The organism is Peptoniphilus pacaensis (assembly GCF_900088125.1).
In the GTDB taxonomy this organism is placed as follows: Bacteria; Bacillota; Clostridia; order Tissierellales; family Peptoniphilaceae; genus Aedoeadaptatus; species Aedoeadaptatus pacaensis.
Genome location: NZ_FLQT01000003.1, coordinates 233,121 through 246,906, shown reverse-complemented (window position 1 = coordinate 246,906; position 13,786 = coordinate 233,121). Strand labels below are relative to the sequence as shown.

The 13,786-nt window shown below is 55.2% G+C and carries 10 protein-coding genes; all 10 read left to right on the top strand.

What is annotated here, in order from left to right:
• The first annotated feature begins 25 nt into the window (after window positions 1-25).
• Window positions 26-961: an RluA family pseudouridine synthase gene (locus tag BN7444_RS01275; protein WP_082941202.1), complete on the top strand. Its 936-nt coding sequence runs from the start codon at window positions 26-28 to the stop codon at window positions 959-961.
• Window positions 962-1,001: 40 nt separating this feature from the next.
• Entirely contained in the window at window positions 1,002-3,443 is a 2,442-nt protein-coding gene (locus BN7444_RS01270) for a PD-(D/E)XK nuclease family protein (RefSeq protein WP_068454650.1), read from the top strand.
• The gene (locus BN7444_RS01265; RefSeq protein WP_068454647.1) at window positions 3,430-6,246 is read left to right on the top strand and encodes a UvrD-helicase domain-containing protein; all 2,817 of its coding nucleotides are present in this window, start codon (window positions 3,430-3,432) and stop codon (window positions 6,244-6,246) included. Before BN7444_RS01270 ends, BN7444_RS01265 begins: the two co-directional genes overlap by 14 nt.
• Before the next feature lie 65 nt (window positions 6,247-6,311).
• The gene (locus BN7444_RS01260) at window positions 6,312-8,882 is read left to right on the top strand and encodes a heavy metal translocating P-type ATPase (protein ID WP_068454645.1); all 2,571 of its coding nucleotides are present in this window, start codon (window positions 6,312-6,314) and stop codon (window positions 8,880-8,882) included.
• Window positions 8,883-8,922: 40 nt separating this feature from the next.
• Window positions 8,923-9,132, top strand: a complete 210-nt coding sequence (locus BN7444_RS01255) for a YdbC family protein (protein ID WP_068454642.1) — start codon at window positions 8,923-8,925, stop codon at window positions 9,130-9,132.
• Between the two features lie 11 nt (window positions 9,133-9,143).
• Entirely contained in the window at window positions 9,144-10,058 is a 915-nt protein-coding gene (locus tag BN7444_RS01250) for a lactate/malate family dehydrogenase (protein WP_068454639.1), read from the top strand.
• Window positions 10,055-10,447, top strand: coding sequence for a hypothetical protein (locus tag BN7444_RS01245; protein ID WP_068454638.1), 393 nt, complete (start codon window positions 10,055-10,057; stop codon window positions 10,445-10,447). Before BN7444_RS01250 ends, BN7444_RS01245 begins: the two co-directional genes overlap by 4 nt.
• A gap of 110 nt (window positions 10,448-10,557) precedes the next feature.
• Window positions 10,558-11,889, top strand: coding sequence for a trigger factor (tig, locus tag BN7444_RS01240; protein ID WP_068454634.1), 1,332 nt, complete (start codon window positions 10,558-10,560; stop codon window positions 11,887-11,889).
• Window positions 11,890-11,923: 34 nt separating this feature from the next.
• On the top strand, window positions 11,924-12,508 hold the full coding sequence (gene clpP / locus BN7444_RS01235) for an ATP-dependent Clp endopeptidase proteolytic subunit ClpP (protein ID WP_068454631.1): 585 nt from the start codon (window positions 11,924-11,926) through the stop codon (window positions 12,506-12,508).
• Window positions 12,509-12,519: 11 nt separating this feature from the next.
• Window positions 12,520-13,776: an ATP-dependent Clp protease ATP-binding subunit ClpX gene (clpX, locus tag BN7444_RS01230; protein WP_068454628.1), complete on the top strand. Its 1,257-nt coding sequence runs from the start codon at window positions 12,520-12,522 to the stop codon at window positions 13,774-13,776.
• Window positions 13,777-13,786 lie beyond the last annotated feature (10 nt).

The window sequence follows — 13,786 nt, the reverse complement described above, 5'->3', positions numbered from 1 at the left end:
CCGAAGGAAAGAAAGAGGGGCTCTCGTGATCTCTAACAAAATTGACACAAACGACGCCGGCATGCGCCTGGATCGCTATTTAAAAAAACTGCTTCCCAATGCCAAGGCGTCTCTGCTTTATAAATCCATTCGAAAGAAAAACATTACGGTGAACGGAAAAAAGGCCAAGGAAGAAGATGTCCTGGCTCTCGGGGACACGGTGGAGATTTATTTTTCCGACGAGACCTTGGCGAAGTTTTCCAAGGAGCCGAAGTCGGCCAAGGGAAAGTTCCCCGCCATCGTCTTTGAATCGGCGGATTTCATCATTATGGACAAGCCCGTGGGTATATTGAGCCACGGCACGGGGAAGGCCTACGAGCGAAACATGGTGGACGATATGTTGGCCTATTTGATCCACACGAAGAGCTACAATCCTCGGGGCGAAAAGACTTTCGTGCCATCCATCTGCAATCGCCTGGACAGAAACACCAGCGGTTTGATCTTGGGGGCGAAGACCGCCGCCGGCCTGCGTGCGGCCAACGAGTGGATTCGCAATCGGGAAGTGGAAAAATATTACATGACCATTGTGGAAGGGGTCTTAGAGGGCGAGCGGAAGGTGGAGAATCGCCTGAAGAAAGAGGGAGACAAGAACCGTGTCGTGGAAGGCGACGAGGGCAAGGACGCCCTGGGGATCTACCGGCCCCTGAAGTCGGCGGGGAATTACACCTTGGTGGAGGCGGAGCTGATTACGGGCCGCACCCATCAGATTCGCCAGCAGCTGGCATCCATCGGCCATCCCGTCGTCGGCGACAGAAAGTACGGCCGTCCTTCCCGGGCCTTCGAAGATCTGCATCACCAACTACTTCACGCATACAAGCTGGTCTTTCCCGAAACAGACGAATTCCCCGACGTGTCGGGACAGGTATTTATTTCCGAGCCCAAGGGAAAGTTTCAGCGGATCAGGGAGCGCCTGCATCTGTGATTCAAAACGGATTGAGATAACAGGGAAGAAAGGAGGGACCGTGAAAATTATTTATAAACCTATGGGAAGCGGCGTGGAAGCTTTAAGAGATGATGTGGATTTAAACGCCGCCACCTTGATTATGCCCAATCGAAAGTGGATTGCAAGAAGCAAAGAGGCCCTTGCTGCCGGTGTGGGCTTTTTAGGCGTGAACTTTTTTACCTTCGACGACCTCATGGCGGAGCTTGCCATGGAGCGTCCCCGCAATCAGCGGCGGGCGGCCTACACCTTTCGCAAGGCATTGGGGGAAGGGGACACGGCCTTTGCCCCGGTGCGGGACATGGAAAAAATTCGCCGCCTCTTTCAGTGGTGTGATGAGGTGAATTATTTGGGCATCGAGGAAGAGGAGCTGCCCTATTCCTGGCGCAAGGACAAGGAAGCCCTTTTAACCGCCTATAAAGACGCCGTAAGGGATGCGGACTGCGTAACGAATGCCGCCGTCTTTGCCGAGGCCATGGCGGCGGAGGTGAGCCCGGAGCGGACGTACATCGTCGTGGGCTTTTCCCATTACAAGGAGCGGCACCGCCTGCTCCTGAAAAAATTAGATGTTGCCGCCCATGTGGTGGCGGTCATTCCCTTCGATGAAAAAGAGGAAGCGAACGATATTTCCCTCTTTCAAACCGTGGACGGGGAGCGTGCCCTGCGCCATATGGCCGATAAAATTGCCGCGGCTCTCGCCGAGAATCCCCTCTTGAAGATCGGCGTGGTTATGAATGAGGAAGGGGACCGGACGGCGATGAAGGCCCACCTGGCCTCAGCCGGCATTCCCGCGGCGGGCTACAGCTATGCCATGGGGGACGAAGCCCTATGTCATCTGCGGCTCATGTGGCGGCGGGGAGAAGATGTGGCGTCGGCCAGCGCCTTTTTGCGTGGCCCCTTGGCAAATATGGAGGACGGCAAGGCTTTGGCAGCGGCCCTGGAATTGCTGCCCGCAATGGATCTTTCGGAAATTTTCGAAAAGCCCCTGCCCTATTACTTAAGCGACGAGAAAAAGGCCTTGCTTTTGAAATATAAAGAGCTGCTCCGCGGATGGCGGCGGGAAAAGGAAGGCGGTTGGGATGATTTTGCCCGCCTGAGCACGGAGGCGGCGGAATTTTTCGGCGAAGAGGCGCAAAAATATTTAGCCGACGCACTTGCCGAGGCTGCCGGGGACTATGGCAGGATTTCCGGCAGGGAGTTTGAGTCCATTCTCTGCGCCCATTTGGAAAAGGAAGGGACCTACGGCGTGGATATTCTGTCCTTAGATGAGGCCTATGGCGGCGATTACGACCGCCTCTTCGTCTCATCCCTGGACGGGAATTTTATGCCGACGAAGATAGAGGACAGTTTGATGAATCGCTCCGTCGCAAGGGCCGCCATGGACGCGGGCCTCTATCCCGATTTCTTTCAGGGGGAAGAGGTGACGGATCGGCTCTCATACTTATTGGCTTCGTCGAAGAAATCTTATCTCTATAAAGTGGGAGACGGGGAAGAGGCAACTATCTTTTCCGCGTTGAATAAAGATTTTTCTGTAGAGGACTTGGATAAGACCGGGGAAGTCTACGAAGAGATGTGGGAGCTTTCCACGGAAGAGGACGATTTTTCCGCCGAAGCGGCGATGGTGCTCGCCGACAGACTCAGGGAAAAAGGCCTGTCCCCCTCGGCGGTGGACGCTTATTTGCGCTGCCCCTTCCGCTACTACGCCGAGCGAGTGCTGAAGACCGCACCGGAAGAAGAGGACGGCCGCCCGGTTATGGCCAAGGGCACCATTTATCACGAAGCCCTGGCCCGCTACTTCTCAGGCGGCCTGGAGGATCTGCCCGGCTTCGTCGCCGCAGCCTACGACGAGAAGATGAGCTATCTGCGGCCCGAGTACCTTTGGGCGTGGGAAAAGAAGGACATGGCCCGGGCCCTCCTCGCCGCCATTCAAGCGGAGGAAGAGCGGCTGGCCGATGAAAAGAGAAACGCAGGCTTTCGCCCCACGGCCTTCGAGACCGCCTTCACCTATCCCTTTAAGGACGTGGCCATTCACGGCGTCATCGATCGCATCGATCGAAACGAATCCGGCGATGAAATTTTAATCGACTACAAATCCGGCGGCGTGCCGAAATACGACAAGGTGGCTGCCTATGAAGTCATGCAGCTGAGCCTGTATGCCCTGGCACGAAGATCCATGGGCAATCGCCCGGCGTCTCTGGAGTACGTCTCCGTGGAAGGCGCCAAGGCCTCGGTCATGGTGCGGGATACGATACGGGCCGGCAATTACAGCCGCCTGGGCAAGGAGAAAAAGTACGACGGCGAGGCCTTCGACATCTTTTTAAACGAGGCGGAAAATGCCTTGGATCGCGTCATCGCGTCCATAAAGAAAGGGGCCTTCCCCGCGGAGCCTGCGGAGGAGGACGCGTGCAAATACTGTCCCTACGGCGACTTGTGCAGAAAGGAGGCGGCGGATGTTATTGGATAAACAACAACAGCGGGCAGTGGATTCCTACGACCGCTCCGTCTTTCTCACCGCCGGCGCCGGCGCGGGGAAGACCAAGGTGTTGACCGAGCGGGTAAAGGCGATTTTGTCCGAAACCGAGGGCAGTGTCCTTGCCATTACCTTTACCAATCGGGCCGCCGAGGAAATGGCCGCCCGCATGGCGGCGAGCTTGACGGAAGAGGAGACGGACCGGCTGGTGGTCAAGACCATCGACGGCTTTTGCCGCTACCTGCTCTCCATTTATGCCGTGGAGGGAGACACCCTCGGCGGCATGGAGCAGCTGGACGAAGGCGAGGCCCGGGCTCTTTTGGAAAAGAGCTACGAGAAAGTGGCGGGGGATATTTTTTCCGACGAGGATTTTATTTCCTTCCTTGAAACCGCCGGCACCACGGCCAATTACTTTAAGGACGAGCTCTTAACAAGTTACGAGGCCCTGCGCACACGAGGCGCCCTTGAAGACTTTCGCCCGCGAGAGGCATCGGAGGATGACGTATTAAGGGAGTACCTGGATTTTCTGCCTACGCTGAGGGGCACCATGAAGAGCAAGGCGTCGAAGCTGGCCAAGTATTTAGACGAGGCGGATCTCGAGAAGATAAAGATCGCGCCGGAAGAGGCGCAGCGGGCCTTTCTCTTGGACATGCCCGACGGGTCGTCGCTTAAAATAGACGAAGACATAAAAAAACAAAACGAAGCTTTGCGTTACCGCCTCTTTTTGCAGGAAGAGGAAAAGAACCGCCCCTTTATCGAGGCCGTCGGCCGCGCCTTTCATCTCCTCGACGAGGCCTACAGGCGTGAGAAGCGCGCCATAGGCGTCCTGGACTTCAGCGATCTCTTAGAGCGGGCCACGGCGCTTTTGGAATCGGGGAAGATCTCCTGCAGCTACGACCACATTCTCGTGGACGAATTTCAGGACACGAACCCCCTGCAGATTCGCATGCTGAAGGCCTTGAGGGGCGAGGGGAAACTTTTCGTCGTCGGCGACAGAAAGCAATCCATCTACGCCTTCCGCGGCGCCGACGTGGCCGTTGGCGACGCTTTTCGCGGCCACATGCTCACGGAGGGCACGGAGCCCATGGCTCTCGTGAACAATTACCGCTCCCACAAGGATTTGGTGGCGGCCATCGGCCATATGTTTTCGGAAAAAATTCCCGACTACGAGCCTATTACCGGCCACGGGGAAGGGGACTGGGCGTTGAAGGGCGTGGACCTTACCGGTGAGGCCGAGGCGGAGGCGGCCGTAAAAAAAGAAGCCCTCTGGATCGTGGAGGACATTCAAAAGCATCCCGCCGAATCCCGGGCCCTTTTGCTCTGGCGGAAGCAGTACATGAAAATTTACGAAGAGGTCTTTCGCGACTACGGCATCAGCTATGTGAACCGCAGTGCCGATGGTTTCTTCGCGGCGAGGGAAGTGCGGGATTTGATCCTTGCCATGGAGGCGAAGGCCACGGGCGAGCTGTCCCCGGCCTTTCTGCGCACGCCCTTTGTCGGGGCGAATCAGGAAGACGTCCTTCACATCGTGAAGGGGGAAGCCTGCAGAAAAGAAATCGTCGAGCGAATGGACGCTATGGAGAAATTTTTTGCCGAAAGGGCGGAACAATTCTCCGCCTACGAATTTCTGCTGGACCTCGTGGAGAAAAGCGGCTTTCGCGCCTACGCCTACAGGCAGGGCGGTGAGCAGGCCGCGGCCAATGTGGATCAGCTTCTCGCCATGGCCAAGGACTACGACTGCCGCGGCGCCCACATGGAGGGCTTTCTCTCTCGCCTTCGGGAGCTGGAGGAGCGGTCGGATCCGGGGGCGGCAACCCTGGGCGGCGATCACGCCGTGGAGATCCTCACCATGCACAAGGCCAAGGGTCTGGAGTACGAGCGGGTGTATCTTGGCCATCTCTTCGCCAAGGAGCGCGCAGAGCGGGGCCTGTGGAACTACAGTCCCGAGCGTGGCGTGGGCATAAAAAATCCCGAAGCCCCGGCGATTTTCGAAATGAACCGGAGTGCCGCGGCGGAAAAGGCGAAGGAAGAGAATCTGCGCCTGCTCTACGTGGCCATGACCCGGGCGAAGCGCTACGTTTATGTGTTGAAATCAAAAGAGGGCGAGGCGGGGCTTCAAGCCTACCTGCAAGAGATGGCCTTTGAAGAAGCCGTGCCCCGACCGGTGGAACCTTCTGCGGAAGAAAAGACCTTGCCGCAGAAAAAAGCTGTCGCAGAAATTATCCCGGCGCGTCCCAAGCCCGTGGTATCCGCGAGCCGCCTCTTAAAGGGGAGAGCCATTTTCGACGAGGGCAAAGAGGGTCCCAAGGGCGAGAAGGATTACCTGCAGCTGGGAATTTTATTTCATCACTACGCCCAGCGGGCGCGGAAGCCCGAGGCGGGCCTTCGCGAAAAACTTTTGGCGAGAGCAGAATCTTACGGCGTAGCCGATGAACTCTCCCGCGCCATCGAAAATTACGACATGACCTTTACCGGCGGAGAGGTCCTCGCAACGGAAGTGCCCTTCCGCGCGGAATTCGACGACGTCGTCCTGGAAGGTTTTTACGATCAGCTGCGGCAATTACCGGATGGCGTGGCCATTGTGGATTACAAGACCGGGGCGCGAGGCGTGCGCACCGGCACCATGGCCACCTATCGATTGCAGCTGGGCCTTTACGGCATGGCCTACGAAAAAATCACCGGCACCTTCCCGAAGCTCTATCTCTTTACGACGGCGGACGGAATTTGGACGGTGGTAAAGCTCACGGCGGAGGAAGAAAAAAACATCGACGAGCTTCTCCGATCCGTCACGAGTTGACATAGTCCGAGTATATTAGTAAGATATGAAGAGACGAACATGTTTTGACTTAGAAAAGAGGCTCTATGGAACGAAAATATCGCGTAGAAGGCATGACCTGCTCCGCCTGTTCCGCCGCAGTGGAACGAGAGGTGGCGAAGGTCGACGGCGTGACAAATGTCGCCGTGAACCTTCTCACCAACTCCATGAAAGTGACGGGGGAGGCGGGGGTCGAACCCGCGGTCCTTCACGCCGTTGAAGCGGCGGGCTACAAAGGCTTTTTGGAAGGCGAGGAGAAGAAGAGCGCGCCGAAAGAGGCGGATCCTTTTTCCGACGAATTGGAAATGAAGCGTAAGCGCCTCGTGGTCTCGGCGATCTTTCTCATCCCTCTCTTTTATATTTCCATGGGCGGCATGATGGGTGCGCCGGTGCCTTCTATTTTGGAAGGCCACGAAAATCTCCTCATCTTTGCCCTGGTACAGTTTATGCTCACCACGGTGATTCTGTTTTTGAATCGCCACTACTATATTAACGGCGGAAAATCCCTGTGGCGCAGACATCCCAATATGGACGCCCTCATCGCCATGGGATCCGGCGCCGCCTATGTCTACGGCATCTATGTCATCTTCCAATTGGCCTACGGCTTCGGCCATGGGGACATGGCGCGCATCGCCGCTTACGGCCACGAGCTCTATTTCGAGTCGGCGGCCACCATCGTCGTCTTAATCGACCTGGGGAAATTTTTGGAAGCCAAGGCCAAGCACAAGACCTCCGGCGCCATTCGATCCCTCATGGATCTCACGCCGGAAGTGGCCACGGTGATCAAAGACGGCGAAGAGAAAGAGATTCCCGTGGAAGCCATCGAAATCGGCGACAGAATTTTGCTGAAGCCCGGGGAAAATGTGCCCGTGGACGGCGTCGTCGTGGAAGGCATTTCTTCCGTGGACGAATCCGCCCTTAGCGGCGAGCCCATTCCCGTGGAAAAAACGGCGGGAAGCGAAGTCATGGCCGCCACGACCAACGGCCAGGGCCGGTTGATTATGGAAGCGAAGCGGGTGGGAGAAGACACCACCATTGCAAAGATCATCGCCCTGGTGGACGATGCCAACGCCACCAAGGCGCCTATATCGAAAATCGCCGACAAGGTGGCGGGCGTCTTCGTCCCCGTGGTGATTCTTATCGCCCTGGTGACGGGAGCGACGTGGCTCGCCCTCGGTGCGGAGCCCGCCTTCGCACTGAAGCTCGCCATATCCGTTCTGGTCATCAGCTGCCCCTGCGCCCTGGGTCTCGCGACCCCTGTGGCCATTATGGTGGGCACGGGGAAGGGCGCCAAGGCAGGCGTGCTCTATAAGAGCGCCGAAAGCCTGGAGGTCCTGCACCATGTGGAGACGGTGATCTTCGACAAGACCGGCACCATTACCCGGGGCAAGCCCTATGTCACCGACGTGATGGCGGCGGGGATGAAACCGGAGGAACTTTTCGCCACGGCCTACGCCCTTGAAAAATCGTCGGAACATCCTTTGGCGGAAGGCGTCATTCGCGCCTACGAAGAAAAATACGGTACGGAGAATAAATTTGACCTGGAGCACTTCGAAGCCATTCCCGGTCGCGGGATCAAGGCCACATTAAACGGCGAAATCTATTACGGCGGCAACGAAGCCCTTATGGAAAGCGTCGGCGCCGATCTGTCGGCTATAAGAGAGCCCTTGGACATGCTTCTCGCACAGGGCAAGACGCCATTGTTTTTCGCGCGGGAAAATGAGTTTATCGGCCTTATCGCCGCCAAGGATTTGGTGAAGGCCAATTCCGCGGCCGCCCTGAAGAGATTGCGCGCCGCCGGAATAAAACTGGTTATGCTTACCGGGGACAACGAAAAGACGGCGAAGGTCATCGCCGAGGACTTGGCCATCGACCGCGTCCACGCCGGCGTGCTTCCCGATGAAAAGGAAGCCTATGTGCGGCAGTATCAGGAATCGGGGAAAGTGGCCATGGTGGGCGACGGCATTAACGACGCTCCGGCCCTCGCACGAAGCGACGTGGGTATCGCCATCGGCGCCGGCACGGACATCGCCATGGAAAGCGCCGACGTGGTCTTAATGCACAGCGATCTGATGGACGTGGTCAGCGCCATGGATCTGTCCAAGGCCACGATCCGAAACATTAAGGAAAATTTATTCTGGGCCTTTTTCTACAATGTCATCTGTATTCCCGTGGCCGCCGGTCTCTTCTACAAGTCCTTCGGCCTGACCTTAAGCCCCATGATCGCGGCCCTGGCCATGAGCTTCAGCTCCGTCTTCGTGGTGACCAATGCCCTGCGCTTAAACTTCCTTAAGTTGGAGGGAGTGACGAGAGATGATGACGAGGCGATAGAAGAGTCCATTCAATTTGCGGAAATCCCTGCTGTTAAAACGAGCTCGCAGGGGTATAATAAAAAAGAGGAGGCACAAGATATGGATAAGATTATTTTGAAAATCGACGGCATGAGCTGCAACCATTGCGTCGGACGTGTCGACAAAGCGTTAAACGAACTGGACGGCGTGAAGGCGTCGGTGACCCTGGAACCCCAGGAAGCTGTCGTCGAAGGCAAAGACCTGGACGCCGATCTGTTAAAGAAGACAGTGGAAGATGCAGGCTATACAGTCACAGCGGTTGAGTAGATGAAAGCGCCTACGGCGCTTTTTTCTGTTAGGAGGTTTTATGGCCGAGTTTAAATTTGAAATCGTGGAGCACTTAGGCGTGCTGTCCACGTCCCCCAACGGTTGGACGAAGGAATTAAATCGCGTCTCCTATAACGGCGCCGAGCCGAAATTCGACTTGCGCTCCTGGAGCGAAGACCACGAAAAAAAGTCCAAGGGCATTACGCTGTCCGTGGACGAATTTGAAGCATTGCGAGAATTGATTAAATAAAGGAGATACTCATGGCAAAATTAGGTATTATCGGCGCAGGTCACGTAGGCGAAATCGTCGCCTACACGGCGGCACTGCGCGGCGGATTTTCACAAATTACTCTTTACGACATTAACGAAAAAAGATTAGACGGCGTAGTCAGCGACCTGGAAGACGCCACCCGCTTCTATCCCCACAACACCCGCTTCGTCGCCGGCGATGTGAAGGACGTGGCGGCAAGCGACATGATCGTCGTCTGCTCGGGACGTATTCCCGAGGACTGCCAACGTCGCAAGGAATACGACAACAACCAAGCCGACGTCAGCGACTACATTCCCAAAGTTATGGCGGCGGGCTTTAAAGGCATTTTCGTCGTGGTCACCAATCCCTGCGACGCCATCGCCTACCGCGTGTGGAAGCTTTCCGGCATGGACGCGTCCCGCACCATCGGCAGCGGCACGGCGCTGGATACGGAACGTAGCCGCACCATTATCGCCCGCATGCTGGACGTGAGCCCGGAAAATGTGGAAAGTATGATGCTGGGCGAACACGGGGACAGTCAGTTCCTGCCCTACTCCCAAGTGCGCATCAACCACATCCCCCTGGATCGCTATTTGAAGGATCACGACCTGACCATTGACGAAGCGGAAGTGGAAAAATCCGTGGTCTATCGCGGTCACCGCGCCTTCTTCGGCAAAGGCTCCACCCAATACGGCATCGCCAACACGGTGAACGCCATTTTGGACGCGGTCCTTTACGACGAAAAGAAGACCCTGCAAGTCTCCGCTCTGCATAAAGGGGAATACGGCGTGGACGATGTCTACGTCTCCACCCCCTGCGTCATCGGCAAGGACGGCATCGAAGAAGTGATCGAGCTGGACTTAACCGACGATGAGCGGAAGAAATACAAAGACAGCGCGGAAATTATTCGCAGCTACCAAAAATGAATGAAATAAAAAAAGCATTTGCGCGCTTCATGGCCAATCGCTACGGTTGGGACGAGCTGAACACCTTTCTCTTCGTCGCCTCCCTTCTCCTTCGCATGGCGGGACGCCATTACGGCAACAGCTATTGGTCCGGGGGAGCGCTTCTGCTTCTCTTTATGGTTATTTTTCGCGCCTACTCCCGGGAGCGAGGCAAGCGCCGCAAGGAAAACGGCAGCTTTTTAAACGCCATTCGCCCGGCGAAGCGAGGACTCAGGCGGCTGAAGGACGTGCGGCACTACCGTTACGTCCATTGCCCTTCCTGCAATCAAACCGCCCGCCTGCCCCGAGGCGCGGGAAAAGTAAAAGTCACATGTCCCACCTGCCATTTTGTCTATGAACGCAGAGTTTAGGGGGCAAAGGGCGGGAAATTCGGCGGATCACCCCGATTTTTTGCCCGTAACTGTAGATTTTAATGCCCTTATGGTATAATGCTTTAGATATAAATTATGGAGGGATAAGGATGACAGAGATTAAAAAGCAAGAAAAGAATAAAGTGTTTTTCGACTTAACGGTTCCCCACGAGGAAATCAAGGAAGCGGAGCTGAAGGTATATAAACGCAACAAAAGCTACTTCAACGTGCCCGGCTTCCGCAAGGGTCATGCGCCGAAGAAGATCGTCGAACAATTCTACGGCGACGGCATTTTCTTTGAGGACGCTTTAAACGACGTACTTCCCAAGATTTACCAAGACGCCCTGAAAGAATTGGAGCTGGACGTTATCGACCAACCGGAAATCGACATTGACGAAGAAAACTTCGACCGCAGCAAGGACTTGGTCGTCGCAGTCAGTGTAGAAGTCAAGCCGGAGGTTGTTTTAGGCGAATACAAGGGCCTGGAAATCGAAGCCGTCCCCACGGAAGTTTCCGACGAAATGATCGACAACGAAATCGACAAGCAACGCCACTTAAACGCCCGTCGAATTAATATCGACGACCGCGCCGCTAAAGAAGGCGACAAGGTCAACATCGACTTCGAAGGAAAAGTCGACGGCGTAGCATTTGACGGCGGCACCGCCGAAGATCAAGAGCTGGAGCTGGGAAGCGGCAGCTTCATCCCCGGCTTTGAAGAAGGCATCGTCGGTCACGAAGTGGGCGAAGCATTCGACATCGAAGTCAGCTTCCCGGAAGACTACCACAGCGAAGAATTAAAGGGCAAAGATGCCGTCTTCAGCATCACCTTAAATTCCATTGCCGTGGAAGAGCTGCCGGAAGTGGACGACGAATTCATTAAAGACATTTCCGAATTCGACACCGTAGACGAATACAAGGAAGACCTGAAGAAGCAAAAGACTGAAGAAGTGGAAGCCAATGCGAAAAACATTCGCATGGACCGCGTTCTCGAAGCCGCAGCTGCCAATGCCAAGGTGGACGTGCCGGATGTCATGGTTAGAAACGCCATCGACGAACAAATCCGCAACATGGACAACAATATGCGCAGCCAAGGCATCCAATTGGAACAATACCTGCAAATGCTGGGCCAAAGCCTGGACGACTTTAAAGACTCCATGCGTCCCGATGCTGAACGTGAAGTATTGAAATCTTTAGTCCTCGAAGCCATTGTGGCAGAGGAAAAATTCGAAGTCACCGACGACGAATTGGAAGCTTACGCCAGAGAAATGTCCGAACGCTACTTTAAAGGCGACGAAGACAAGCTGGAAGAAATGATCAAGACCATGATGGAAACCAACAAAGAAATCATGACCTCTGATCTGGAACGCAAAAAAGCCGTCGAGCTTCTCGTAGACAGTGCGAAAGAAGTGGAAGGCTTAAATAAAGAAGAGGAAGAAGCATAAGAGGCTGTCGAAGCCTCGAGAAGGAGGCATAAGTATGGCACTGATACCCATGGTCGTGGAACAAACCAATCGCGGCGAGAGAAGCTACGATATTTATTCCCGACTGTTAAAAGACCGGATTATCTTTTTAACCGGCGAGATCAACGATCAGGTGGCAGATTTAGTCGTCGCCCAACTGCTGTTTTTGGAATCGGAAGATCCGGACAAGGACATTCAAATCTATATTAATTCCCCCGGCGGATCGGTGAGCGCGGGCTTTGCAATTTACGACACCATGCAATACATCAAGCCCCACGTCTCCACCATTTGCGTGGGCCTCGCCGCATCCATGGGAGCCTTCCTGCTCCTGGCCGGCGAAAAGGGCAAGCGCTACGCCCTGCCCAATGCGGACATTATGATCCACCAACCTTTGGGCGGCGCCCAAGGTCAGGCATCGGATATTCAAATTCATGCGGAAAAAATTATCAAGACGCGCAAGCAATTAAACGCCATTATCGCCGAGCGAACGGGCCAAACCTTGAAGAAGATTCAAAAAGACACGGACCGTGACTTCTTTATGTCGGCGGAAGAGGCGAAAGCTTACGGCATCATCGACGATGTCATCGTCAAACGTAAATAGTTAGGAGCATCATGACAGACGAAAGAAAAGATCAGCGCTGCTCGTTTTGCGGCAAGTCCAAGGATCAGGTACAAAAACTGATCAAGGGGCCCGACGCCTATATTTGCGACGAATGCATTCACTTGTGCGAGGATATTTTACGCCAGGAAATGGCGCCGAAGGGTGCCCCCGCCATGGATCATCTGCCGACGCCGGCGGAGATCAAGGCATCTTTGGACGACTACGTCATTCGCCAGGAAGACGCCAAGCGCGCTCTGGCCGTAGCCGTTTACAATCACTACAAGCGCATTCGCACCCAGGAAGCCGGCGGGCGCGACGACAGTGTTGAAATTCAAAAGAGCAATATTTTAATGGTGGGTCCCACGGGAAGCGGCAAAACCCTTTTGGCGCAAACCATGGCCCGCATTTTAGACGTGCCCTTTGCCATCGCCGATGCCACCTCCTTAACCGAGGCGGGCTATGTGGGCGAAGACGTGGAAAATATTATTCTGAAGCTGATTCAGGCGGCGGATTACGATATTGAAGCGGCGGAAAAAGGCATTATCTACGTGGACGAAATCGACAAGATCGCCCGCAAATCGGAAAATGTCTCCATCACTCGGGACGTGAGCGGCGAAGGGGTGCAACAGGCCCTTCTGAAGCTCATCGAAGGCACGGAAGCCAATGTGCCGCCCCAAGGAGGCAGAAAGCATCCGAATCAGGAATTCATTCAAGTGGACACGTCCAACATCCTCTTTATCTTAGGCGGCGCCTTCGACTCTTTGGATAAGATTATCGAAGCCCGCCTGGGACAAGGGGGCATCGGCTTCGGCACGGAGATCAAACGGAGCAAGCACGAAAAGGTCAATCTTCTGGAAGAACTGGAAGGGGAAGACCTGCTGAAGTACGGCTTGATTCCGGAATTTATCGGCCGTTTGCCCGTCACCGTCACCTTGGAAGAGTTGGACAAGGACGCCCTGGTTCACATTTTGACGGAACCGAAAAACGCCATTGTGAAACAGTACAAAGCCCTCTTTGCCATGGACGGCGTGGAACTGGATTTCGAAGACGAGGCCTTGGACGCCATTGCGGAAAAGGCCATTAAGAAGAAATCCGGCGCCCGCGGTCTGCGCGGCACCATCGAAGAAATTATGATGGACACCATGTTTGAAATTCCTTCCATGGACGATGTGAAACGCGTCGTCGTGACCAAGGCCAGCGTCGAAGGCGACGAGGACCCGATCATGGAAAGAGACGAGCCCTTGAAAAAGATCTCGTCGGATCAATAAGCGAAAGGCT